24 protein-coding genes are annotated in these 22,469 nt (G+C 69.3%); 15 read left to right on the forward strand and 9 right to left on the reverse strand.

Features of this window, described 5'->3' with window-relative positions; genetic code table 11:
• Positions 1-219: 219 nt before the first annotated feature.
• The gene (locus ACZ5ZX_RS28660; RefSeq protein WP_465505077.1) at positions 220-1,158 is read left to right on the forward strand and encodes a DMT family transporter; all 939 of its coding nucleotides are present in this window, start codon (positions 220-222) and stop codon (positions 1,156-1,158) included.
• On the opposite strand, the gene ACZ5ZX_RS28665 is transcribed toward ACZ5ZX_RS28660, so the two are convergent.
• Complete coding sequence (locus ACZ5ZX_RS28665; RefSeq protein WP_465505078.1) at positions 1,083-1,562, reverse strand: GNAT family N-acetyltransferase; 480 nt, start codon at positions 1,560-1,562, stop codon at positions 1,083-1,085. The genes ACZ5ZX_RS28660 and ACZ5ZX_RS28665 overlap by 76 nt on opposite strands.
• Positions 1,563-1,724: 162 nt before the next feature.
• Here ACZ5ZX_RS28665 and ACZ5ZX_RS28670 point away from each other — a divergent pair, with 162 nt between their 5' ends.
• Positions 1,725-1,925 (forward strand): hypothetical protein, encoded by a 201-nt coding sequence (locus tag ACZ5ZX_RS28670; RefSeq protein ID WP_465505079.1) that lies wholly within the window; start codon positions 1,725-1,727, stop codon positions 1,923-1,925.
• 18 nt (positions 1,926-1,943) lie between these two features.
• Here ACZ5ZX_RS28670 and ACZ5ZX_RS28675 read toward each other — a convergent pair whose 3' ends face one another.
• Complete coding sequence (locus tag ACZ5ZX_RS28675) at positions 1,944-2,303, reverse strand: VOC family protein (RefSeq protein ID WP_465505080.1); 360 nt, start codon at positions 2,301-2,303, stop codon at positions 1,944-1,946.
• A 91-nt stretch (positions 2,304-2,394) separates the two neighbouring features.
• Between ACZ5ZX_RS28675 and ACZ5ZX_RS28680 the strand changes: the two genes are divergently transcribed.
• The 4 genes from ACZ5ZX_RS28680 to fgd all read left to right on the forward strand — a co-directional run bounded on the left by ACZ5ZX_RS28680 (position 2,395) and on the right by fgd (position 5,779).
• Positions 2,395-3,588 carry a zinc-dependent alcohol dehydrogenase gene (locus tag ACZ5ZX_RS28680; protein WP_465505081.1) on the forward strand — a complete coding sequence of 398 codons (1,194 nt, stop codon included), beginning with the start codon at positions 2,395-2,397 and terminating at the stop codon, positions 3,586-3,588.
• A 61-nt stretch (positions 3,589-3,649) separates the two neighbouring features.
• A complete protein-coding gene (locus tag ACZ5ZX_RS28685) occupies positions 3,650-4,066 on the forward strand; it encodes a CBS domain-containing protein (RefSeq protein WP_465505082.1) in 417 nt (138 codons plus the stop codon).
• A gap of 66 nt (positions 4,067-4,132) precedes the next feature.
• Positions 4,133-4,654: a hypothetical protein gene (locus ACZ5ZX_RS28690; RefSeq protein WP_465505083.1), complete on the forward strand. Its 522-nt coding sequence runs from the start codon at positions 4,133-4,135 to the stop codon at positions 4,652-4,654.
• Between the two features lie 120 nt (positions 4,655-4,774).
• Positions 4,775-5,779, forward strand: coding sequence for a glucose-6-phosphate dehydrogenase (coenzyme-F420) (fgd, locus tag ACZ5ZX_RS28695; protein ID WP_465505084.1), 1,005 nt, complete (start codon positions 4,775-4,777; stop codon positions 5,777-5,779).
• Positions 5,780-5,830: 51 nt separating this feature from the next.
• Here fgd and ACZ5ZX_RS28700 read toward each other — a convergent pair whose 3' ends face one another.
• Positions 5,831-7,492: a hypothetical protein gene (locus ACZ5ZX_RS28700; protein WP_465505085.1), complete on the reverse strand. Its 1,662-nt coding sequence runs from the start codon at positions 7,490-7,492 to the stop codon at positions 5,831-5,833.
• Positions 7,489-8,295, reverse strand: coding sequence for a hypothetical protein (locus ACZ5ZX_RS28705; protein WP_465505086.1), 807 nt, complete (start codon positions 8,293-8,295; stop codon positions 7,489-7,491). The genes ACZ5ZX_RS28700 and ACZ5ZX_RS28705 overlap by 4 nt, the downstream gene beginning before the upstream one ends.
• Positions 8,296-8,438: 143 nt before the next feature.
• Between ACZ5ZX_RS28705 and ACZ5ZX_RS28710 the strand changes: the two genes are divergently transcribed.
• Positions 8,439-9,413 carry an RICIN domain-containing protein gene (locus ACZ5ZX_RS28710; RefSeq protein ID WP_465505087.1) on the forward strand — a complete coding sequence of 325 codons (975 nt, stop codon included), beginning with the start codon at positions 8,439-8,441 and terminating at the stop codon, positions 9,411-9,413.
• Between the two features lie 14 nt (positions 9,414-9,427).
• Here ACZ5ZX_RS28710 and ACZ5ZX_RS28715 read toward each other — a convergent pair whose 3' ends face one another.
• Positions 9,428-9,841, reverse strand: a complete 414-nt coding sequence (locus ACZ5ZX_RS28715) for an SsgA family sporulation/cell division regulator (protein ID WP_465505088.1) — start codon at positions 9,839-9,841, stop codon at positions 9,428-9,430.
• 374 nt (positions 9,842-10,215) lie between these two features.
• Here ACZ5ZX_RS28715 and ACZ5ZX_RS28720 point away from each other — a divergent pair, with 374 nt between their 5' ends.
• From ACZ5ZX_RS28720 to ACZ5ZX_RS28750, 7 genes are all read left to right on the forward strand, one after another.
• Positions 10,216-10,377: a hypothetical protein gene (locus ACZ5ZX_RS28720; RefSeq protein ID WP_465505089.1), complete on the forward strand. Its 162-nt coding sequence runs from the start codon at positions 10,216-10,218 to the stop codon at positions 10,375-10,377.
• A gap of 10 nt (positions 10,378-10,387) precedes the next feature.
• Positions 10,388-11,311: a hypothetical protein gene (locus ACZ5ZX_RS28725; protein WP_465505165.1), complete on the forward strand. Its 924-nt coding sequence runs from the start codon at positions 10,388-10,390 to the stop codon at positions 11,309-11,311.
• Positions 11,312-11,371: 60 nt separating this feature from the next.
• Positions 11,372-11,878: a winged helix-turn-helix transcriptional regulator gene (locus tag ACZ5ZX_RS28730; RefSeq protein WP_465505090.1), complete on the forward strand. Its 507-nt coding sequence runs from the start codon at positions 11,372-11,374 to the stop codon at positions 11,876-11,878.
• 56 nt (positions 11,879-11,934) lie between these two features.
• Positions 11,935-12,453: an SRPBCC family protein gene (locus ACZ5ZX_RS28735; RefSeq protein WP_465505091.1), complete on the forward strand. Its 519-nt coding sequence runs from the start codon at positions 11,935-11,937 to the stop codon at positions 12,451-12,453.
• Positions 12,453-13,490, forward strand: coding sequence for an LLM class flavin-dependent oxidoreductase (locus ACZ5ZX_RS28740; RefSeq protein ID WP_465505166.1), 1,038 nt, complete (start codon positions 12,453-12,455; stop codon positions 13,488-13,490). The genes ACZ5ZX_RS28735 and ACZ5ZX_RS28740 overlap by 1 nt, the downstream gene beginning before the upstream one ends.
• A 144-nt stretch (positions 13,491-13,634) precedes the next feature.
• The gene (kstD, locus tag ACZ5ZX_RS28745) at positions 13,635-15,371 is read left to right on the forward strand and encodes a 3-oxosteroid 1-dehydrogenase (RefSeq protein WP_465505092.1); all 1,737 of its coding nucleotides are present in this window, start codon (positions 13,635-13,637) and stop codon (positions 15,369-15,371) included.
• A 99-nt stretch (positions 15,372-15,470) separates the two neighbouring features.
• Positions 15,471-16,016, forward strand: a complete 546-nt coding sequence (locus ACZ5ZX_RS28750; protein ID WP_465505093.1) for a TetR/AcrR family transcriptional regulator — start codon at positions 15,471-15,473, stop codon at positions 16,014-16,016.
• A 117-nt stretch (positions 16,017-16,133) separates the two neighbouring features.
• On the opposite strand, the gene ACZ5ZX_RS28755 is transcribed toward ACZ5ZX_RS28750, so the two are convergent.
• Positions 16,134-17,696, reverse strand: coding sequence for an amidase (locus ACZ5ZX_RS28755; RefSeq protein WP_465505167.1), 1,563 nt, complete (start codon positions 17,694-17,696; stop codon positions 16,134-16,136).
• A 357-nt stretch (positions 17,697-18,053) separates the two neighbouring features.
• Positions 18,054-18,746 (reverse strand): IclR family transcriptional regulator, encoded by a 693-nt coding sequence (locus tag ACZ5ZX_RS28760; RefSeq protein ID WP_465505094.1) that lies wholly within the window; start codon positions 18,744-18,746, stop codon positions 18,054-18,056.
• Between the two features lie 230 nt (positions 18,747-18,976).
• On the opposite strand from ACZ5ZX_RS28760, the gene ACZ5ZX_RS28765 reads away from it, so the two are divergent.
• Positions 18,977-20,380 (forward strand): serine/threonine-protein kinase, encoded by a 1,404-nt coding sequence (locus ACZ5ZX_RS28765; protein ID WP_465505095.1) that lies wholly within the window; start codon positions 18,977-18,979, stop codon positions 20,378-20,380.
• Here the strand turns inward: ACZ5ZX_RS28765 and ACZ5ZX_RS28770 are convergent.
• Together ACZ5ZX_RS28770 and ACZ5ZX_RS28775 are read right to left on the reverse strand one after the other, a co-directional pair.
• Positions 20,355-21,212 (reverse strand): LLM class F420-dependent oxidoreductase, encoded by an 858-nt coding sequence (locus ACZ5ZX_RS28770; protein ID WP_465505096.1) that lies wholly within the window; start codon positions 21,210-21,212, stop codon positions 20,355-20,357. The two genes, ACZ5ZX_RS28765 and ACZ5ZX_RS28770, sit on opposite strands and share 26 nt — an antisense overlap.
• Before the next feature lie 26 nt (positions 21,213-21,238).
• The gene (locus ACZ5ZX_RS28775; protein ID WP_465505097.1) at positions 21,239-22,429 is read right to left on the reverse strand and encodes a cytochrome P450 family protein; all 1,191 of its coding nucleotides are present in this window, start codon (positions 22,427-22,429) and stop codon (positions 21,239-21,241) included.
• Between the last annotated feature and the right edge of the window lie 40 nt (positions 22,430-22,469).

A 22,469-nucleotide genomic window follows, 5' to 3' on the forward strand; every position in this document is an offset into this window, starting at 1 on the left:
CCCCTATCGCTGTGCCCCGCCCCGCGCCCCCGCCCCACCCCCCGGTCCGCGGACTCACCCCCCGGGCCCCGGGGCGGGCCCCCCCCCCCCCCCCCCCACGACCGTGACCGTTCGGAACGTGTAGGACCGCTTAACGTCGGTGTAGATCTTTTCACTTGTCCTGACGGGTCCGCCGAGGCAGCTTGGAGAGGTATCGAGCGGCAAGGCGAAAGGACCAAAGTGAGCATCGGCGCACCGGGAACCCTGATCCGGATGGGCGTTCTCGCCCTGCTGTGGGGATCGGGCTTCCTGTGGATCAAGCTCGCGCTGACCGGGCTTCCGCCCGTTCAGCTCACCGTCATCCGCTGCGCCCTCGGCGCGGCCGTCCTTCTCGTACTGGCCCGCTGGGCTGGGCAACGCCTTCCGCGTGGCCGCCGGATCTGGGGCAGGCTCCTCGTCGCGGCCTTCTTCTGCAACGCCTTGCCGTTCGCGTTGTTCAGCATCGGTGAACTGACCGTGGATTCCGGGATCGCCGGGGTGATGAACGCGACGACTCCGTTGTGGTCGCTGCTGATCGGCATCGGGATCGGCGGTGAACGCGGCATCACCGCGGTCCGGGTCGGTGGCCTGATCCTCGGGTTCGCCGGCATCCTGCTGATCTTCGCGCCCTGGCAGCAGAGCGGCGGGCTGTTCGGCTGGGGCACGCTGGCCCTGCTCGGTGCCGGCCTCAGTTACGCCGTCGCTTTCGCTTACATGGGGCGGAAACTCGTCGGCCAGGGCGGACCGATCGCGATCTCCGCCGCCCAGTTGCTGACCGCCACCGGGTTGAGCGCGCTCGCGCTGCCGTTCGACGCGGCGCCGGCCGGGCCGCTGAACGTGACCGCGGTGCTCGCCGTCGTCGTACTCGGGATCTTCGGCACCGGCGTCACCTTCTATCTCAACTACCGGCTCATCGCCGACGAAGGCGCGACCTCCGCGGCGACCGTCGGCTACCTGCTGCCGGTCGTCTCGGTCGTGCTGGGCGCGATCGTGCTCGGCGAAGAACTCGGCCCACGGGTGCTCGCCGGGATGGCGGTGGTGCTGCTCGGCGTCGCGTTGACCCGCTACATGAGGTCTTCGGCGAGCAAATCCATCAGCAGCCCGTCGTGCCAGCCGTCGCCCTCGGTGTCGCGTTCGTAGCGGCGCATCACCCCGACCTCACGGAAGCCGACGGCCTTGTAGCAGCGGATCGCGGCGTCGTTGTCCACGGCGGGATCGATCACCAGCCGGTGATGCCCCAGATCGTGGACGAGGTGGCGGGCCATCGTGCGGACGGTGTCGGTACCCAGCCCGCGGCCGTGCGCCGCCGGGTCGAGGAAGAGGTCGACCGACGCGTGCCGGTACATCGGGTCCTCCTCCTCGCCGTACTGGACGAGACCGCGGACGATGCCGTCCTCCAGGACGGTGAAGCAGGCCGTCAGCGGATCGTCGAACGGCCAGGTGGGGGAATCGTCGACCGATCCCCAGCGTGCCCTGACCTCGGCCGTGCCGATGATCCGCCGCAGCTCCGGGACGTGGGCTTCGGTGACCGGGGCCAGTATCACGATCTCCCCGCGCAACTCGGTGGTCAGTTCCCGCTCCGTCCGCTCGTTCGAGTGGCGCCAGTCTAGGGAGAAACCGGCGAAGGCGCCCTCGGAACCGCAAGAAAACAGGGGGTGTTCTCAGCCGGAATCAGGTATCAAAGAAGACGAAGGGGGAGGTGGGTCATGGGGAACCTGCACGAGGGGTCGCGACCGGCCGGGGAACGCGTCGACGCCGGGGAGACGGTCGTGCGCGCGGCGGTGCTGCGCAAGGCGACCGAAGCGGTGGTCGCGAACGCCCGCGACGCGACGGATTGCCGGATGCTGCTGGAAATGCTCGGATTGCACGCCGAGCCCCGGAGCCGATCCGGCGAGGAAGCCGCCTGACGCCTCGCGAATGGCGCTTCACCGCCGCGGCAGCACGCAGAACTCGTTGCCTTCCGGGTCGGTCATGACCACCCAGTCGTCGTCCTCGGGATCGTCGACGATCTTGGCGCCGAGCGAGACCAGCCTGGCGACCTCTTCGCGTTGCTCGAGTTCAGTGGGGGCGAGGTCGAGGTGCAGCCGGTTCTTGCCGGACTTCTCCTCGGGTACCGGCTGGAAGAGCAGGCTCGGCGCGTCCTGACTCTTCAGCTCGACGTAGGTCAGTCCGTGGCTGTCCGTCCAGCGCTTGGTTTCGGGATAGCCGAGCGCCTCCTTCCAGAACGCGGCCAGTGCTTCGGCCTCACGGCAGTCGACGGTGACGGCGAGCATCCGGGTTCGCATCGTTCAACGGTGCCACGGGACGGCGAGGTTTGCCGGATGCGCCTGCGGGCATCCGGCGGGCAGCAGGGGCCACTTCGCCGAAGGGAGCATCATGAAGGCCGTCACCTGGCACGGGAAACGCGATGTCCGGGTGGACACCGTGCCGGATCCGAAGCTGCTCGAACCGACCGACGCCATCGTCCGCATCACCTCGACCGGGATCTGCGGCTCCGACCTGCACCTCTACGAGGTCCTTGGTGCCTTCATCGACGAAGGCGACATCCTGGGACACGAGCCGATGGGCGTGGTCGAGGAGGTCGGGGCCCAGGTGAGCGGCCTCAAACCCGGCGACCGCGTCGTGGTGCCCTTCAACATCTCCTGCGGCCACTGCTTCATGTGCGACCGCGGCCTGCAGTCGCAATGCGAGACCACGCAGGTCACCGAGCGCGGCAAGGGCGCGGCGCTGCTCGGCTACACCAAGCTCTACGGCCAGGTCCCCGGCGGCCAGGCCGAATACCTGCGTGTCCCGCAGGCGCAGTACGGCCCGATCAAGGTGCCCGACGGCCCGCCGGACGAGCGTTTCGTGTACCTGTCCGACGTCGTGCCGACGGCGTGGCAGGCCGTCGAATACGCGAACATCCCCGAGGGCGGCACGGTCGTGGTCTTCGGGCTCGGGCCGATCGGCCAGTTCTGCTGCCGGATCGCGAAGCACCGGGGCGCGGGCAAGGTCATCGGCATCGACCTCGTGCCGGAACGGCTCGCGAAGGCGGCCGCGGCCGGTGTCGTCACCTACGACACGCGCGAGCACAAGTACATCGGCGACCTCATCCGCGAGGCCACCGACGGCAGGGGAGCGGACTCGGTGATCGACGCCGTCGGCATGGAGGCGCACGGCGCCCCGGTCGGACGGCTCGCGCAGAACCTCGTCGGGCTCCTGCCCGACCCGATCGGCGCGAAGATCACCGAGAAGGCCGCGATCGACCGGCTCAGCGTGGTGTACGCGGCGATCGACGGTGTCCGGCGCGGCGGCACGATCTCGCTGAGCGGCGTCTACGGCGGCATGGTCGACCCGCTGCCGATGATGGACCTGTTCGACAAGCAGATCACGCTGCGGATGGGCCAGGCCAACGTCCGGCGCTGGATCGACGACATCATGCCGCTGATCACCGACGACGCCGACCCGCTCGGCGTCGAGGGCTTCGCGACGCACAAGCTGCCGCTCGCCGAAGCGCCGCACGCCTACGAGATCTTCCAGAAGAAGCAGGACGGCGCGGTCAAAATCCTCCTGGAGCCTTCGGCGGCTTGAGGTGTCGCGCCGCGCACAGCGGGTACCCGATAGCCGCGGATCCTCACGAAGGGAGTGAACGATGACCAAGGCACGGGAGATCATGACGGCGGACGCGACCTGCGTGTCCGGTTCTGAAACCGTCCTCGAAGCGGCCAAGAAGATGGCCGCGGAGTCAGTCGGCGCGCTGCCGATCTGCGGGGAGGACGGCAAGCTCCAGGGCATGCTGACCGACCGCGACATCGTGGTGAAGGTGCTCGCCGAAGGCAAGGACCCCCGGGCGTTGCACGCTTCGGAACTCGCGCAGGGCGAAGCGGTGACGATCGGCGCGGACGACGACGCCGAAGAGATCATGCGCACCATGGCGAACCACAAGGTCCGGCGGCTGCCGGTGATCGACGGGCACAAGCTGGTCGGGATCGTCGCGCAGGCCGACGTGGCCAGGGCACTGCCCAACCCGGACAGTGGCGAACTGGTCGAGGCGCTGTCCTACGACTGAGTGAGCCGTGACCGGAAAAGGCCCGCCCCGTGCGGGCCTTTTCCGGGTCCTGGCACGCTTGGCTTCGTGGCTTTCTTCGACATCGACGGGTACGAGCCCGTGTGGCTCTCCGGGCTGAGCACCATCCGGAAGGCACACGGTGACCGGCTGCGCGGATTGGCAGGGCGCAGGCTGCGGCACGTCCACCTGACCTGGTTCGTCGAATACGACGAGTGGCTCCAGGAGGCGCCGGTCGTGGTGGACTTCGGCGAAGAGCGGCTGGAGATCACTCACTTCAAGTTCGACGATCTTTCGCTCACCTGGAACACGATCGACCCCTACGGCAAGAGGGAATGGCTCTGGGGCGATCCTGCGGAGCCCAGCCCGCTCCGGTGGCGGCACGACGTCCACCCCGAACTGTCCGCTTTGGAGGGACAGGAACTCCAGGATGTCGAACTCCTCGAATGCGTGACCCGGGACATGGCCGAGGGCATGGTCGCGCTGGGCTTCGTCTTCCCGCGCGGCCGGTTCACCGTCTTCAACGCGATGGACGAGAACGGGATCGAGTTCACCGAGCCGGACGCTGACTTCCGGGTCTTCCGCGTTTAGTCCGCTGAAGGCGGGGTGGCGTTCCCGACACTCTGCGCGCGGTCGGACCATGGGCGGAGCTGATCGACTCTGTGCCAAGGTTGAGGGAGAACAACCCTTGAGCCCAGGTGGTGACCCCGGATGGCACTGAAGATCGGTTACAAGGCGTCGGCCGAGCAGTTCGGCCCGCGCGACCTCGTCGAGTACTCCGTGCTCGCCGAGCAGGTCGGGCTGGACAGCGTGATGGTCAGCGACCATTTCCAGCCCTGGCGGCATCAGGGCGGCCACGCGCCGTTCTCGTTCGCGTGGATGGCCGCGGTCGGTGAACGCACCGAACGGGTGGTCCTCGGCACCAGCGTGCTGACCGCGACGTTCCGCTACAACCCGGCCGTGGTGGCGCAGGCGTTCGGCACCCTCGGCAGCCTGTACCCGGGCCGGATCCTGCTCGGCGTCGGCAGCGGTGAGGCGCTCAACGAGGTCGCGGTGGCCCGGATCGAGTGGCCCGCGTTCAAGGAGCGGTTCGCGCGGCTGCGCGAGGCGATCGAGCTGATGCGGAAACTGTGGTCCGAGGAGCGGGTGACCTTCGAAGGCGAGTACTACCAGACCACCGACGCGACCGTGTACGACCGTCCCGAGGGCGGGGTGCCGATCTACATCGCGGCGGGCGGCCCGGTGATGGCGAAGTACGTCGGCAAGCAGGGCGACGGCTTCATCTGCACCAGCGGCAAGGGGATGGAGCTCTACACCGACAAGCTGCTCCCCGCGGTCGCGGAAGGCGCGGAGCAGGTCGGCCGGAGCACCGGCGACATCGACAAGATGATCGAGATCAAACTGTCCTACGACCCGGACCCGGCGCAGGCGCTGGAGAACACCCGGTTCTGGGCGCCGCTTTCGCTCACCCCGGAGCAGAAGGCCGGCATCGAGGACCCGGCGGAGATGGAGAAGGCCGCGGACGCGCTGCCGATCGAGCAGGTCGCCCGCCGCTGGATCGTCACCTCCGACCCGGCCGACGCCGTCGAGCAGATCAAGCCGTACGTCGAGGCCGGGTTCAACCACCTCGTCTTCCACGGCCCCGGCCACGACCAGGAGCGGTTCCTGCGCTCGTTCTCCGAGCAGGTCGTCCCCGGGCTGCGCGAACTCGGCTGAACCGGAACGGGTAGCGGCGCCCGCACGGCACCGCTACCCGTACCCCCGGTCTCACACCGGCGACGGAAGGTTCTTGCCCTTCTTCCCCGTCGGCTTCTTCGGTTCCTGTGCGCTCTTCTTCGCGGTGCCGCCGCGCTGCGCGTCCGCGCGGTCCAGCTGTTCCTGTTTGCGGACGGCGAGTTCGCGGGCGGTGGGCACGTGTCTCCTGACGGGGCCACCACGTTGCGCGTCCGCGCGGTCGAGCTGTTCCTGTTTGGCGATCGCGTCCCTGCGCGAGTAGACCGGCCTCCTGATCGGGCCACCGCGTCGCGTATCCGCCCGGTCGATCTGCTCCTGTTTGAGAATCGCCGCTTCCCTCGGCGTGAGAGGCCTCTTGATCGCACCGCCGCGCTGCGTGTCCGCGCGATCGATCTGCTCCTGTTTGCGGATCGCCTGTTGGCGCGGCGTCGGCACCTTCGTGGGGAAGGCCCTCGTGATGTGCTCCTCCCATTCCGTCCGGATCGGGTTGACCGCCTTGACGTAGCCGCCCTTGCCGTCCGGCACGATCTGCGGCCGGTAGGTGTCCCGCAGGGCTTGGAGGAACGTCTTCCGTTTGTGCGGATCGGGAAGGACGTGCTGGAGGATCGCGTCCTCGATGAACCGCCTGCTCTTTTCCGTCGGCGCCGACTGCAGTGCTTCGGCGAACCGGTACGCGGTGGGCAGGTAAGGGTTCTCGTGGACCTCCTTGATGGAGAACGGCGGCACCACACCCTGCATGGCGCCGATGCCGGCCCGCACCTGGCTCGACCCTCGTAACGCCTTGTCGAGGCCGTACCCCGAAGTCGGGACGCGCCCGGTCGTCCCCGTCCTCGTCGTCACCGTCTTCGGGGTCACCGGAGTCTTGGCGCCGGTCATCTGGTTTTTCGGCGGTGGCGGCGGGGGACCTCCTCCTCGCCGTTTGGCCGGAGGGCCGTCCTCGTCGCCGCCCCTGCGTTCGCGCTCGCGATCCGCGAGCGCCGTCGCCAGATCCGTCCGGGCCTGTGCGAGGCGATCCTTGATCTTCTTCTTCGACTCCTCGCCGAGCTTGCCGTTGACGTGCTGCTGAAGTCCCCAGATCGCCCGTTCGAGCTTCCGGATGTGAGCTTCCCGGTTGTACGGCTTGGCCTGGTGCTCGGCTTTTTTGAGAAGTTTGTTCAGTTCCCTGCGGCTGTCGGTCGCCTCCGTCAGCCTCGCGGTGGCCCTGGCCCGCTGCTTGTCGGTCTTCGCGGCGGCCACCCGCTGCCGAAGGGCGGCGAGTTGGTCGTCCACTTTGGACATACGCTTGCGCAGGCCCTCCGCCGTCTCCCCGGCCCGGCGGTGGATCTCGAAGGCGTCTGTCAGCAAGCCTTGGAGGTCGCTCGGGGAGATGCTGGGGTCGCTCAGCTTGGCGATGGCCCGGTTGGTCAGTACCTGCTGATACAGCTTCCGCAGGTACTTCGGGTCCGCCGGGTCGAGCGGTGCGGCCAGATCGAGTATTTTGCCCAGGATCTTGGCCTTCAGTTTCTCCTTGGCGTTGGCAGGTCCGTTCTTGTCGGGAGGCGGGTCGGTGGTGAACGCGACCTGCTGGACTCCCGTCCCCAGCGTGGGTTCGAGCGAGTTCGACAGTCCGGACATCAGGACCGTCGCGGTCATCAGGCCCGCGACGGCGAGCGTGCCGGTGCCGAGGACCCGGGGAGGCTTCACCAGCGGATTCATTCGACCTCGCTCTCGGCCTTGGCCACGGAGACGGTGTCACCTTCGACGAGGCTGCCCGTCGTGCCTCTGTCCGTCCTCTTCTCCTCGCGAGGTTCGGGTTCGGCCGGGACGACGATCGCGTCGCCCGAACTCACCTCGGTGATCGTGTGAGCCGCGATCTCGGGTTCGGGGGCCGCTTCGACCTGACGTGCTGTCCGGGGCGTACTTTCCTGGGCCGCGAAGGAGACGTGGTCTTCCGCCGCCGCCACCACGGCCGGCTCGGGCTCGGGCTCGGCTTCCTGCCGCGCGAGGACGGGCGCGGTGTCGACGGCGGCCTTCACTACGTCAGGAGCGGCCTGGATCACCGGCGGTGGGACCCGCAGGGGCAAGGCGACCGGCTCCGGCGCGGGCTCGATCGGCCAGGATCCCGATCCGGTACGGGTCGAAACGGGTGCCACCGGAACCGGCGCCGGCACCGGTATCGGGACCGGCGCCGGAACCGGTATCGGGACCGGCACGGCGGGTGCGGGTGCCGGGGGAGGAACGTCGGCCGGCGCCGGTAACGGGGCGGGAGGCGGTTCCTCAGCGGCGCCCGTGGCAGGCCGGTATCCCTCCTCGGCGAGGTATTCGGCGACGAGGTTCTTGAGCGCTTCCGGCAGCTCGCCCGCGGCGAGCTGGGTCGTCGGGGGCGGCGGCTGCTCGTCGTTCCCGGCGATCAGCGTGGCCGCGAGCGCTCCCATGGTCACCCCTCCCGCGAACCCGGCCCAGGCCAGCGGGCCGGGGGCTCGTCGCCGCCGGACCGGGCGGAATTGACGTCGCGGCATTCGGCACTTCCTTTCATCCTCAGCGTCGGACGATGCCGAATGAAGCCGTCCGGCCCAGCTCGGACAAGGTTTTCCGGACGGTCCCGGACGATCCCGGACACCCCTAGACTCGGTCGGGTCCACCGACCTGGGGAGGAACCGTCGTGGCCGAAGACTGGCCGGATCCGCGTGAAGCCACCGATGCGGCGCGGTTCGTCGCGGCGATGCGCGCCCTTCGCGTCCGCAGCGATCTGAGTTACCGCGTTCTCGAACGCCGGGCCGCGAAGGCGGGTACGCCGTTGCCGAGTTCGACGATCAGCGGGGCGCTTTCGCGGGACACCCTGCCGAGGGCCGATCTGCTGGCGGCGTTCGTCCGTGCCTGCGGCGCCGACGAGGAGACGGTCGAGCGCTGGCTGGCGGTGCGGGCCGATCTCGCCGCGTCGGAGCGGGAACCGGCCCCCGAGCCCGCCGAGCCGGAAAGCGTCCCGGAGGAATCCCCGCGACGGCGGCCGAGGTTGCTCTGGCCCGTGGCCGGGGTGGTGGCCGTGGTGTTCCTGGTGGTGGCCGGGCTGGTGGTACTCGACGATCCACCGCGGGACCAGCCCGTCGTCACCACGGGTTCTTCGTCACCCGCGCCACCGGCTCCGACGACGGTTCCGGACGCCGAGGACGCCGGCCTGGCCGCGCCCCCGACCGGGCGTACGCGTATGCGGCTCGCGCATACCGGGTTGTGCGTGGGGGAAGGGCCGGAGAAATTCGTGCGGGAGGAGCGGATCGTGCTCGGCCAGCAGGACTGCGCGACGGCGTCGCCGCCGATGTCGGTCGAGAAGGTCGAGGGCGGGTACCGGCTGCTCCTGCACAGCCCGGAGCATGGCGAAGGCTGTGTGACCGTCGACTACGGCGGCACGAACGCGTCGACCCTGCTGGCCGGCGACAACTGCGAGCCCGGACGTGCCGATCAGCGGTTCGCCTTCGAGCCGGTGGCCGCGCCGGTGAAGGGGTACCTGCTCAAATCGGCCGCCGGCGCCAGGTGGTGTGTCGGGGTGTACAAGGGGAGCGGCGAGACCGGCGTCCAGCTCATCCAGGATCGGTGCGACGGCACCGCCGCCCAGGTGTTCCTTGTCGATTCGGTGGTCTAGGCCGGGTGGACCGATCAGGACTCGGTGACGAGCTTGCCGATCTCCTGGTCGAAGTCGAACCATTCGGGCTCGGAACCGGCGGGCACCACGTCGTAGGTGCGGTCGAGGAATTCGGCCAGCTCCTGCGCCGGGGCTTCGAGGACAGCGCAGCCGTCGGGGGCGCTGAGCGCGAAAATCACGATCGAGGTGTCGTCGGCCGGGCTGATGATCACATCGCCCTCACCCGATGGGGTGAGGAGGCCGTCCGCGAGCAGATCGCGGCCGAACATCCAGCGGACCGTCCCGCCGCCCGAGTGGTAGGCCACCACGACGGCGTAAGGGTCTTCGGGGTCGTACTCGAGATCGGCGTGGACGGGGAGGGGGTCGGCACCGAAAGTGCGCAGGCCGAAGATGATCGTCCCCCGGATGAGGTCGTTTTCCTTGTCCAACGCTTCAGCCCCTTACGTTCGGTTGCTGTTGATCTTCAGCTATGGATAACGCAATGTGAAGCCTTTTCGTGACCCCAGTCGACAACTTTCACACGTTCGGCTGAGAGCTGTGTCTCATGTGCTCACAGACGGTCTTCGCCGGCCACGTGCGGTGAGCGAGCCGGAATGCGATCAGCCGTGCAAAAGAAAGAGAGTCCGCACGTGCATATTCCGGTGAATGGAAATAGCACCACCATTCGGCGGATGGTTTCGATGTTTACAGTGGTTAACATCATCTTGCGTCGTTCATGAAAATTCCAGGGACCGGCGTGGCTCCGTCCTGGACCTCGACGAGCTTTGATCGTTGTGGATTGGGAAGGACCTATCAAATGGGCGTGCGAATCACCGTAGTCATTCCCGAAGAAGACCGTCAGCGGCGCGAAGCCGTTTACGGCTCGCGGCCGCCGGTGCCGCGGGGCCGCTTCCCGGACCAGGGCCGGTCCGGCCGCGATACCGCTCCGGTGGTGCCGCGTGCCCAAGGGCGGCGCCGTGATTGACCGGCTCCCGATGCGCGTCGGGCATGCCGACATCGACCGGCTCGAGGGGGTCATCGCGGCACTCCGGGCCCGCGACTACCGGGAAGGCGGCGGCGCCTGCCGGGAGCTGCTGCGGGTGCTGGAACCCTATGGCGCGGCGCTGCGGCGCGGCATCATGTCCGAGGCGCTGGCCCGGCGGCTGGCGGGGGTGGTCGCGGATCTGCACAATCTGGTCGGCTGGACGGAATTCGATTCCGGTCGCCCCAGCCGCGCCGAGCGGCACTTCCGTCGCGCGCTCGAACTCGCGGCGGAGGCAGGCAACGACGACCTCGTCGCCAACATCCACTACCGGCTCGGCCGGATGTACCTGCATCACCGCTCGCCGGTCGAGGCGCTGGATCAGTTCGGGCAAGGGCAACTCGCGGCACGCCGGGCCGGAACACCGCTGTCGCAGGCGATCCTGTCGGCGAACGAGGCGTGGGCCTACGCGCTGCTCGGCGATGTCCGTCAGGCACTGGACAAGATTTCCCTTGCCCCGGAGCAATTCGCCAGTTCCGCGACGGACGCCGTCCCGTCGTGGTCTGCCTTCTTCACCGCCAACGACATGGCCGCGATGATCGGCACGGTGCGCACCGAACTCGCCAGGCTCGTCGACGTCGAGCACAGCCGGAAGGCCATCCCCGCGCTCACCGAGGCCATCGACGGCTATGGGCCGGACATGGCGCGCAGCCGGTCGCTGACGATGATCTGGCTCGCCGTCGACCACGCGCTGGAGGGTGACCTCGACCGCGCGGCGGAGGTCGGGCGGGCCGCGATGGAGATCGCGGGCGGAATCCGTTCCGCCCGTACCCGGGATCGTTTGCGGCCGCTCTCGGAATGCGTGCGGAAGCGGGTGGTTGATATTAACGCGCGCGATCTTCTTGACCGGATCGAAACATTTCGCGCCAGCGCGTGAGCGCCGGGGAATGGGTGGAGGAATGACCGGATCAATTGCGGCGAGCGTAGGCTCGCCGTCATGAAACGGACTTCGTTCGCGCAGTGGCCGTGTTCGATCGCGCGCACCATGGACCTGCTCGGCGACTGGTGGACCCCGCTGGTCTTGCGGGAGGCGTTCTACGGGATCCGCAGGTTCGACGAGTTCCAGCAGGAACTCGGGATCGCCCGGAACACCCTCGCCGACCGGCTGCGCCGCCTGGTCGGCGAGGGATTGCTGGAAAAGCGCGCCTACCAGGCCGACCCGGTCCGCTACGACTACGTGCTGACCGAGAAGGGCGCCGATTTCTACGGTGTGCTCGCCGCGATGTCGCGCTGGGGGGACCGCTGGCTCTCCGGTGAGGCCGGGCCGCCGGTCACCCTTCATCACGACACCTGTGGGCACGACACGCACGCGGAGGTCGTCTGCGCGCACTGTGCCGGACCGCTCACCGGGGAGAACACCCGCGCGAAGCTGGGTCCCGGCTACCCGGCGAAGCTCGCGAGCCGTCCCGACGTGGTGCGCCGCTTCGCTGCCCAGCAGGTTTGACATAGTCAGTCTACCTACGCAACTATCGAGGTCACGAGCACGGAGAGGTGGCCACGATGGAGTGGACCGGCGCCAAATACGCCGACGAACCGACGGTCGAGGTCCAGGCCTGGGTCGACGCCGTCCCGGAGCGGGTCTGGCCGATCGTCTCGGACGTGCGGCTGATGCCGGAGATGAGCCCGGAGCTCCAGTCGGTCGAGTGGTGTGACGGAGCGGCGGGCGAGGCCGCGGTCGGCAGGCGATTCGTCGGTCGCAGCAGGCACGACGCGCTCGGCGAGTGGGAGACGACGTCGTACGTCGTCGAATGCGAGGCGCCGCGCGTGTTCACCTGGGCGGTCCAGGACCCCGCGACGCCGACCGCGCTGTGGCGGTTCACGCTGGAGCCGGAGAACGGCGGAACGAAGCTCCGGCAGTGGATGCGGCTCGGACCGGGACGTTCGGGGCTTTCGCTGGCGATCGACCAGATGCCGGACAAGGAAGAGAAGATCGTCTTCGTCCGGCTGCGCGAGTTCGAGACCGCGATGACCGGCACCCTCGCCGCGATCAAAGAGCGGGCCGAGGCGGCGCACGCGTGATGCGGACGGCGACCACTGTCGAAGCCTCGCGTGGCTGGCCGGAAACGCTGGACTTCGTGCTGGAGGCGGAAAAACTGGGCCTCGACGACTGCTGGGTCGCCGAGGCGTGGGGGTCGGACGCGCCATCGGTCCTCGGCTATCTCGCCGCGCGGACCGAGCGGATCCGGCTCGGCTCGGGGATCATCCAGCTCGGCACGCGGACACCGGTCGCGATCGCGCAGGCCGCGTTGACCCTCTCGGAGCTTTCCGGCGGCCGGTTCGCCCTCGGGCTCGGCGCTTCGGGGCCACAGGTGATCGAGGGATTGCACGGCGTTTCGTTCGCCCGGCCGCTGACCAGGATGCGCGAGACGGTCGCGGTCATCCGCCAGGCGTTCGCGGGGGAGAAGATCTCGTTCTCCGGCAAGGAATTCGAGATCCCGTTGCCGGGTGAGGCCAAGCCGATGCGGCTGTCGACGGTGCCGAATCCGGACATTCCGATCTACCTCGCCACGCTCTCGCCGAAGCTGCTGGAGCTGACCGGCGAGATCGCGGACGGGTGGCTGGGCACCAGTTTCGTCCCGGAAGGGGCGCGGGCCTATTTCTCGCATCTCGACGCGGGTCTGGCGAAGGCGGGCCGGAAGCGAGCGGGCCTCGATGTCTGTCAAGGCGCCGAAGTCGCCTTCGCCAGAGACGACGACGAGTTGCGCGGAATGGTCGCGGGCCGCAAGGCCGAACTCGCCTTCAGTCTCGGCGGGATGGGTTCGGCGAAGACGAACTTCTACAACAACGCCTACAGCAGACAAGGCTGGGCCGAGGTCGCCGCGGCCGTGCGGGAACGCTGGCAGGCTGGAGACCGGGAAGGCGCGGCCGCGCTGGTGACCGACGAAATGGTGCTCGGCACGACGCTGATCGGCACCGAACCGATGGTGGCCGAACGGCTGCGGGTGTGGCGTGCCGCCGGGGTCGACACCGTCCGGCTGTATCCGGCGGGGGAGACGGTCACCGACCGGCTCACCACCCTCGGCCGGGCGCTGGAGCTGGTCCGCGCCCTGGGCTGAGCGAATTCGGCCGAATGCCCGCGCCGGTTGAGGTGAGCGGCGGAGCGCGACCGGCCCGCCCTGCTCCAAGCGGGTAGAACTTGTTTCACTTTCGCGTCCGGCTGGAGAACATGGCCTCGCTCGATCCCCACGCGAGGAGGACTCATGGGAGCCGATTTCCACCTGTCCCGGCGCCAGGTTCTACGCGGCACCGGGATCGCGCTCGCCGCGGGATTGCCGTTCGCCGGAACGGCTTCGGCCGACGCCGCGGTGATCGGTGAGTACGACGTCGTCGTGGTCGGCGCGGGCGCGGCGGGAATGACCGCGGCGCTGACGGCGGCAAAACGCGGGCTCAGCTGTGTCGTGCTGGAGAAGGCGTCGAAGTTCGGCGGCTCGGCCGCCAGGTCGGGGGCGGGGATCTGGATCCCGTGCAACTCGGTGCTGGCCGCGGCAGGCGTCCGCGACACCCCGGACCAGGCCGCGCGATACTTGGCCGCCGTGGTCGGCCCGTCGGTCCCCGCCTCGCGGCAGCAGGCCTTCCTGTCCAACGGTCCGGCGATGCTGTCGTTCGTGATGGCCAACAGCCCGCTGCGGTTCCGGTGGATGGAGGGTTACAGCGACTACTACCCGGAACTGCCCGGCGGGATGCCGGAGGGCCGCTCGATCGAACCCGACCAGCTTGACGGCACCATCCTGGGTGCCGAACTGGCCAACCTGAACCCGCCTTATCTCGCCACGCCCGCGGGCATGGTCGTCTTCAGCGCGGACTACAAATGGCTCGCGCTGGCCGCGGTCAACCCGAGGGGCGCCGCCGTGGCCGCCGCCTGCCTCGCGCGCGGCACCGCCGCCGCGCTCGCCGGGCAGAAGCCGCTCACCATGGGCCAGTCGCTGGCCGCGGGACTACGGGCCGGGCTCCAGCGCGCGGGCGTCCCGGTCTGGCTGAACACGCCGCTGACCGGTCTCGTCATCGAGAACGGGAAGGTCACCGGAGTCACCGTCTCGACGGGGGTGGTGAAGGCCCGCCGCGGCGTCATCGTCGGCTCCGGCGGTTTCGAACACAACGCCGCCATGCGGGCCGAATACCAGCGCCAGCCGATCGGTACACAGTGGACGGTCGGCGCCCGGTCGAACACCGGGGACGGGATCCTGGCGGGGAAACGGGCAGGGGCGGCGCTGGACCTGATGGACGACGCCTGGTGGGGACCGGCGATCCCGCTGCCCGGCGAGCCCTACTTCTGCCTCGCCGAGCGGACGCTGCCCGGCGGCCTCATGGTGGACGGCACGGGTAAGCGGTTCGTCAACGAGGCCGCGCCCTACAGCGACGTCGTGCACACGATGTACGACCGGAACCCGGTGTCGCCCACGATCCCGGCGTGGCTGGTCGTCGACCAGCACTACCGCAACCGGTACCTCTTCCGCGACGTCGCGCCGCTGCTGCCGCTTCCCGATGAGTGGTACTCGGCGGGCGCGGTCACGAAGGCGTGGACCGTGGAGGGGCTCGGCACCGCGATCGGCGTCCCGCCGCAGACGTTGCGCGCGACGGTCAATCGGTTCAACGGTCAGGCACTGTCCGGTGTGGACGGTGACTTCCGGCGTGGTGCCAGCGTTTACGACCACTACTACACCGATCCGTATGTCCTGCCGAACTCCTGTCTCGCCGCGCTGTGGGAACCGCCGTTCTACGCGTTCAAGATCGTCCCGGGAGACTTGGGCACCAAGGGTGGAATGGTGACCGACGCGCGGGCACGGGTGCTGCGTGGCGACGGCTCGGTCATCCCCGGCCTGTACGCCGCCGGGAACGCGAGCGCGGCGGTGATGGGGAACAGTTACGCGGGTGCCGGCTCGACGATCGGTCCGGCGATGACTTTCGGGTACGTCGCGGCGAACGACCTGGCCGGGTGACCGGGCCTTTCGTGCGGCACTGGGTGGAACTGCCCGTGGCCGCGCGCGGACCGGCTAAGGTGGGGCGTTCGCGTGGCATCAAGGGCTGGGGGGTCCGCCATGGTCGTCAACCGTGCTTACCACCACGGGGACCTTCGTCGTGCGCTCGTACTGGCCGCACGGGAGGCCCTCGTCGAGCGAGGTCCCGAGGGAGTGAGCCTGCGCGGCACGGTCGCGAAGGTCGGCGCGTCCACCGCGGCGCCGTACCGGCACTTCCGTGACAAGGGCGCGCTGCTCGTGGCCGTCGCTCTGGAAGGGCACGCCGAGTTGCAGGGACGTCTGCGGGGCCCGAGCGCCGGGACGGTGACCGCGCTCGGGCATTCCTACCTCCGCTTCGCGGTGGAGAATCCCGCGTTGTACCGGCTGATGGCCGGAGCCGGGATCGGGGACCGCTCCGCGTATCCGGAACTCGCCGAGGCGCACCGGATGACCTGTGCGGTGCTGGCCGAACGGGTCGGCGAGCGGAACGATCCCGGCGGCTTCGCCGTCACGCTTTGGTGCCTGCTCCACGGGCTGGCCACGCTGGTGATCGACGGCCACGTCGAACCCGGCTCCGCCGTCGCGGAGGCCGAGCGCAGCCTCGCGTACCTGGCTGCCTGGCCGTGAAGGCCTCCCTTCCCCACTCGACCGCACCGGCAACCTGCACAAGCTCCACACCAGTGGGTAAACAACTACGAGTCCCTCAAGGAGGCCTTCACGGCACACTGGCCGCGACTCGCGAGGTCAGCCGATGGACGGGATGAACGTCGGCAGCCGCCGGACCTTCGTGTCCTGCTCGAAGGCGTAGGCGATGGCCAGCAGTGACGGTTCGCTGAACCGCCCGCCCATGATCGACAGCCCCAGCGGCAGTGGCCCGGAGTACGCCATCGGGACGGTCATGTTGGCGTAACCCGAGACCGCGGCCGGTCCCGACGAGTCGATGAGCAGCGCGCCGTCGCCGACCCCGAGCTGTGTCTTCCACGCGGCGTTGTTGGTCGGCGCCACGATCGCGTCCAGGCCGTTACCGCGCAGCGTCTCGTCGAGGCCCCGCCGGGCGGCGCCCGTCGCGGCTTCCCGCATCGCACGGTAGGCCGGATCGGTGAGGTCACCGGTGGTGGCCTGCGACCGGTCCCACAGGTTGTGGGTCCAGTACGGCATTTCGACCGCCGCGTGGTCCAGGTTGTACTGGATCAGGCCGGCCAGATCGGCGGGGTGCTTGCCGCCGGTGGACGCGAGGTAGGCGTTCATGTCGTGCTTGAACTCGGTCCGGATCGCGGGGAACTCGTTGGCCGCGATGACGTCCAGGTAGGGGATCGTGATCTCCACCGTCGTCGCGCCGAGCTTCCGCAGTCTGTTCAGCGCCTGCTCGAAGGCCGCCTTCGTCGCGTCGTCCGGGGTGTAGACCTCGCGCCAGACGCCGATCCGCTTGCCGCGCAAAGCGTTGGGGCGCAAGTACTTCGTGTAGTCGTCGAGGGACTGCCTCGCGGCGTCGACGGTGATCGGGTCGCGGCGGTCGGCGCCGTTGAGGGCCGCGAGCAGGATCGCGGCGTCGACCACGTTGCGCGCCATCGGGCCCGCGGTGTCCTGCTGTTTCGACACCGGCACGATCCCGCTGCGGCTGACCAGTCCGAGGCTGGGCTTGACGCCCACGATGCCGTTGGCGCCGGACGGGCAGGTCACCGAGCCGTCCGTTTCGGTCCCGACGGCGACGGTCGCCAGATGCGCCGCGACCGCGACCCCCGAACCGGCCGACGAACCGCACGGGTTGCGGTCGAGGACATAGGGGTTGGCGGTCTGGCCGGCGAGCGGGCTCCAGCCGTTCGACGAACTGGTGGACCGGTAGCTCGACCACTCCGACAGGTTGGCCTTGCCGAGGATGACCGCCCCGGCCTCGCGCAGGTTCTCGACCACGCCGGCGTCACGATAGGGGCGGGATTCCTGTAGCGCGGTCGACCCGGCCGTGGTCGGCTGCCGGTCCGCGGTGTCGATGTTGTCCTTGAGCAGCACCGGAATGCCGTCCATCGGACCTTTCGACTGATGCCGGAGCCGTCGCACGTCGCTGGCCGCGGCGAGCCGCAACGCGTCCGGGTTCGTGGTGAGCACCGCGTGCAGCGTCGGGTTCAGCTTGCGGATGCGATGCAGGTAGAAGGCCGTCAGCTCGACCGAGGACAGCCGTCCGGATCGCATCGCCCGCTGCAGATCGGGGATCGTCGCCCCTTCCAGATCGATCCCGGCCACGACCGGACGGTCGGAAAGCGACGTGGCCTGTGCCGGGACGGCGGCGGTGGCGGACGCGACGAACACCATGACGAGAAATGCGGACACGGCCGAGCCGCGTCTTTTCAAAGAACGTCTGTTCAAGGAATTCCCTCCTTGGGCGAAAGAATGCCTGAACCGTACTTGTGGCGCTTCACGGCAGCACCGCCGAACGGAGCAGTGGAAACGGGGATTGAATTGTCGGCGCGGTGTTCTCCGGTAAGCGAGTGGTCACGGAAGGGTTCGACAAGAAGGAAAAACGGTGGCTTTCGGCACTCGGTGCCGCCGTTCGCGGACGCAGCGTGAGGTGGTTCGCCGTATCCGCGCACTTCGTCAGAAATATTCCGCCGGAACTCTGCTTCGAAAGACCTCCGGTTAATTGATCGGGAATTGGTCGTTGTTCTTCGATCATCCGGCCCGGTTCGAGGGGGAAAGCCCGGCGAGAGCGGAACTGAAAGAACGTGCGGTGCTCGCCAATCCGGCGACGGTCGAAACCGGGTCGCGCCGTGCGGGCAGGACGGCGGCGAGCGCGGCGCCGATCCGGCCGTCCGGTGTCCTGATGCCGACGGCCGCGCAGCCGAGCCCGGCGGTGATGGTCTCCGACTCGGCCGCGTACCCGGTCGCGCGGATCTCCAGCGCGTCCGTGTCCGGTTCCGCGAGCGCGGGGTGATGGGCGGCGAGAAGCCGTCCGGCGGCGGTCCCGGGCGGCAAAGGGCTGCCCGGCGACACGGGGATGTCGTCGGACGGCAACACGGCGCCCGCCACGACCAGGGCGCGGCCCTCTCTCGGGACCGTGAGCACGAGGCTCACGCGCATCCGCGCGGAAAGCACCGGCAGCCATTCCTTGGCCAGCTCACGTAGTTCGGGCTGCCAGAACCGGCCGAGCCGGAACACCCGCGAGCCGATCCGGTAGCCGCGCTCGGCCCGCTCGACCGCGCCGAGGTCGGTCAGCTGGTCGAGAAGGCGGTGCACGGTGGTCTTGGGGAGCCCGGTGGCACGCACGAGCTGGGTCAGCCCGGCCCGCCCGCCGTGCTCGTTGAGTGCTTCGAGCAACGTGAACGCCCCTTCGAGCACGCCACGTCCGCCGATGGTTTCCCGCATCGCCGCCCTTTCCCGAGAACAAGTCACACCGGAGAAGTAAAGTGCGCGTCCGGTGCTCCGGGATACGAACTTCCGGGCAGCCGAAAGGGCAGGGTTCCGCTGAACGGCCCAGCGGGCGACGTGACCGACACCGCGCCCGGAACGGCCGTGCCGGGTCCGCCGCTCCGGCGCGTTCCTGGCATGCTGGCAAGGTTCGCGCGAACACCACACCTGCCAGGGGGACGTCGACAATGGAGGAGATCCGCCGCCTCGCCGACCGGTTCGATCTCATCGAGCCCGTCGGCGGCGGCTCCATGGGCACCGTGTGGCGGGCGCGCGACGACAACCTGGAGCGCACGGTCGCGGTCAAGGAACTCCTTCTGCCGCACGGGCAAGGGGAAGAGAAGGCCGACGAGGCCAAGAACCGGGCGCTGCGCGAGGCGAGGATCGCCGCGCGGCTGGTCCATCCGCACGCCATCACCGTCTTCGGCGTGATCGACGAGCAGGACCGCCCGTGGATCATCATGGAGTACCTGCCTTCGACCAGTCTCGCGGACAAACTGCGCGACGGGCCGATGGAGGTCGACGAAGTCATCCGCCTCGCCATCCAGCTGTGCTCGGCGCTGGCCGCCGCGCATCGGGCAGGCATCGTCCACCGCGACATCAAGCCCGGCAACGTCCTGCTCGGCGAGGACGGCACCGTCAAGATCACCGACTTCGGGATCTCGCGGGCGATGGGCGACGTCCAGCTCACCGCGACCGGGGAGATCTCCGGGACGCCGGCGTTCCTGGCGCCCGAGGTGGCCCGCGGCGAGGACGCCACGTCCGCTTCCGACGTGTTCTCGCTCGGCGCGACGCTGTACACCGCCCTCGAAGGCGGCACGCCCTACGGCACCGCGGAGAACCCCATCGCGCTGCTCTACCGCGCGTCGAGCGGGGAGATCACCCCGCCGGTCAGGTCGGGCATCCTCACGCCGTTGCTGACCAGGCTGCTCGACGTCCGGCCGGACAGCAGGCCGACGATGGCCGAGACCGAGCGGGAACTGCGGGCGCTGGCGGCGGGGGAGCCGACGACGCTGGTCGCCGAGGAGCCGCCGCCACGGGCGCGCAAAGGCGTCCTGATCGGTGTGATCGCCGGGTTCCTCGTGCTCGCGGCCATCATCGCCGCCGTGGTCGTGGTGCTCACCCGCGGCGACGACACCCCGTCGAACGCGGCACCGCCGGTCAGCTCCGCCGCCCCGACGCCGACCCCGTCGCCGTCGGTCGAACCGCAGCCGCAACAGCCGCCGTCCTCGGCCCCGTCGTCCTCAGCGCCGCCCCCGTCCACGTCGTCCTCGGCGCCACCGCCTCCCGCGCAGACGCCGGGGCAGGCGCTCGCGGCCTACTACGCGCTGATCCCCGGGAATCTCCAAGCCGGGTTCGCGACACTGACCGACAACTTCAAGCGCACCAGGAACCAGAGTTTCGAGCGGTACTCGAGCTATTGGAAGGACTACAGCTCGGTCCGCGTATCGAACGTGACCGAATCCGGGAACACGGTGACGGCGACGCTCACCTACGTGAAGGCATCCGGCGGGACCACGAGCGGGAGGGAAACCTTCGTCCTGGTCCAGCAGGACGGCCGGTATCTCATCGACTCCCAGCGGGCAGGCTGAGTTTCCCGGCGAGGCGCCGAAGCCAGGCTTCGACCTCGTCGGGGGAGCGGTCCGGGAGGCCGAAGATCGTCTCGGTGACCCCGGCCGCTTCCAGTGCCGCCAGTTTCTCCGGATCCGGCCGGACGCCGAGCGCCGAGATCTCCGGCTCCCCGGCGCGGCCCGCTTCCCGCCAGATCTCCCGCAGCCGCCGGGCCTTTTCCTCGATGTCGGTGTCGCCCGGGGTGGTGAGCCAGCCGTCGGCCGATTTCGCGATCCAGCGGAAGGTCTTCTCCGTCCCGCCGGCGCCGACGATCACCGGGATATGCGCCTGCACCGGTTTCGGCCATGCCCAGCTCGCCCCGAACGAGACGAACTCGCCCGCGTACGACGCTTCGTCGTCCGTCCAGAGCGCGCGCATCGCCTCGAGATACTCACGCAGGACCGTCCGCCGTTTGCCGCCGGGGACGCCGTGATCGGCCAGTTCGTCGACGTTCCAGCCGAAGCCGACGCCGAGGGTGACCCGCCCGGCCGAGAGGTGATCGAGACTGGCGATCGTCTTCGCCAGCGTGATCGGATCGCTCTCGACCGGGAGGGCCACCGCCGTCGCGAGCCGGATCCGCGTGGTCACCGAGGCCGCCGTGGCCAGCGCGACCCAGGGATCCAGCGTGCGCAGGTAACGGTCGTCGGGCAGCGACGAGTCGCCGGTGCGCGGATGCGGAGCCTCCCGCTTCACCGGGATGTGCGTGTGTTCCGGCACGTGAAAGGTGTCGAAGCCCGCGGCTTCCGCCGCCCGGGCGGCGGAAGCCGGGGTGATGCCCCGGTCACTGGTGAACAGCACGATCCCGTGTCTCACAGCCGGTCACATTATTAGAACGTGTTTCAGTTTGCAACCGCCGCGCGCAGGGTGACCGGCAGTGCGTTCAGCCGCCAGGTGCCCGGGTCCGGGATCCGGAGCAGTCCGTCCGCGAGCGCGAGATCGGGGAACCGGCGCAGCAGTGCGGTGAGCGCGACTTCGGTCTGCACTCTGGCCAGCGAGGCACCGAGGCAGAAATGCGGGCCATGGGCGAACGCCAGATGCCATGCCGGTCCCGCCGCACGCCGGATGTCGAGGACGTCCGGGTCGTGGAAGGCTCTCGGATCCCGGTTCGCCGCCGCGATCGCGACGGTAACAGGTTCTCCTTCGGGGATCAGGACGTCGCCGATCCGGACGTCCGTGGTGGTGATCCGGGGGACCGTCAGCAACTGCGGGCTGCACCAGCGCATCAGTTCCTCGACCGCGCCGGGCATGAGGCTCGGGTCTTCGCGGAGCGCGGCCAGCTGGGCGGGATGGGCGAGCAGGACTTCGACGGCGTTGGCGATGAGGTTGCCGGGTACCTGGCCGCCCAGGACCAGCTGCCAGACGAGGGCGACCAGTTCGGTTTCGCTGAGCCTGTCGCCGTCTTCGGCCTGGACCTGGAGCAACTGGGAGACGACGTCCTCGGCGGGTTCGAGTTTCCGGTCCGCGATGGCGGCGAGCGAGTCCTCGACGATCCCGGGAACCGCCTTCGCGAGCCCCGGACCGTCGCCTGCCGCGACCATGGTGCCGTACTCGCGCCAGCGTGGACGGTGGGTTTCGGGGATGCCGACCAGTGCGCAGATCACGTCGACCGGCAAGGGGCGTGCGAAGGCGGTGACCAGATCGATCCGGTCCTGCCCGGCCAGGCTGTCGAGGAGATCGTCCACGAGCCGTTCGATCCCCGGGCGGAGCGCGGCGGCCTTGCGCGGGGTGAACGCGGGGGCCACGAGGCGCCGGAGCCGGACGTGCTCCGGGCCTTCGATCTCCTGCATGGACCGCATGTACGGGCGGCAGTGCTCGGGGATCTCCATGCGCTGGTAGCTGGCCGGGCTCAGGGCGAAACGCGGGTCGCTCAGCATCTTCCGCGCCTCGTCGTGGCGCAGGACCGCCCACATCGAGAACCCCGGCGCGGAGAGCTTGGCGATCGGGGAGCGCTCGCGGACGGGGCTGTACGCGGTGAACGGATCGCGCAGGACATCGGGGTCGGTCAGGAGGATCTCGGGCACGTCGGACAAGGCGGGTCTCCCAGTTCGGATGTTCAAATCAGATGTTCTC

The sequence above is a fragment of the Amycolatopsis sp. NPDC033938 genome (assembly GCF_055575975.1).

Coding starts and splice junctions, on each gene's coding strand:
- ACZ5ZX_RS28670 (WP_465505079.1), top strand. CDS start 1,725: ATGGGGAACCTGCACGAGGGGTCGCGACCGGCCGGGGAACGCGTCGAC.
- ACZ5ZX_RS28675 (WP_465505080.1), bottom strand. CDS start 2,303: ATGCGAACCCGGATGCTCGCCGTCACCGTCGACTGCCGTGAGGCCGAA.
- ACZ5ZX_RS28680 (WP_465505081.1), top strand. CDS start 2,395: ATGAAGGCCGTCACCTGGCACGGGAAACGCGATGTCCGGGTGGACACC.
- ACZ5ZX_RS28685 (WP_465505082.1), top strand. CDS start 3,650: ATGACCAAGGCACGGGAGATCATGACGGCGGACGCGACCTGCGTGTCC.
- fgd (WP_465505084.1), top strand. CDS start 4,775: ATGGCACTGAAGATCGGTTACAAGGCGTCGGCCGAGCAGTTCGGCCCG.
- ACZ5ZX_RS28700 (WP_465505085.1), bottom strand. CDS start 7,492: ATGAATCCGCTGGTGAAGCCTCCCCGGGTCCTCGGCACCGGCACGCTC.
- ACZ5ZX_RS28705 (WP_465505086.1), bottom strand. CDS start 8,295: ATGCCGCGACGTCAATTCCGCCCGGTCCGGCGGCGACGAGCCCCCGGC.
- ACZ5ZX_RS28725 (WP_465505165.1), top strand. CDS start 10,388: ATGCGCGTCGGGCATGCCGACATCGACCGGCTCGAGGGGGTCATCGCG.
- ACZ5ZX_RS28730 (WP_465505090.1), top strand. CDS start 11,372: ATGAAACGGACTTCGTTCGCGCAGTGGCCGTGTTCGATCGCGCGCACC.
- ACZ5ZX_RS28735 (WP_465505091.1), top strand. CDS start 11,935: ATGGAGTGGACCGGCGCCAAATACGCCGACGAACCGACGGTCGAGGTC.
- ACZ5ZX_RS28740 (WP_465505166.1), top strand. CDS start 12,453: ATGCGGACGGCGACCACTGTCGAAGCCTCGCGTGGCTGGCCGGAAACG.
- kstD (WP_465505092.1), top strand. CDS start 13,635: ATGGGAGCCGATTTCCACCTGTCCCGGCGCCAGGTTCTACGCGGCACC.
- ACZ5ZX_RS28750 (WP_465505093.1), top strand. CDS start 15,471: ATGGTCGTCAACCGTGCTTACCACCACGGGGACCTTCGTCGTGCGCTC.
- ACZ5ZX_RS28755 (WP_465505167.1), bottom strand. CDS start 17,696: ATGGTGTTCGTCGCGTCCGCCACCGCCGCCGTCCCGGCACAGGCCACG.
- ACZ5ZX_RS28760 (WP_465505094.1), bottom strand. CDS start 18,746: ATGCGGGAAACCATCGGCGGACGTGGCGTGCTCGAAGGGGCGTTCACG.
- ACZ5ZX_RS28765 (WP_465505095.1), top strand. CDS start 18,977: ATGGAGGAGATCCGCCGCCTCGCCGACCGGTTCGATCTCATCGAGCCC.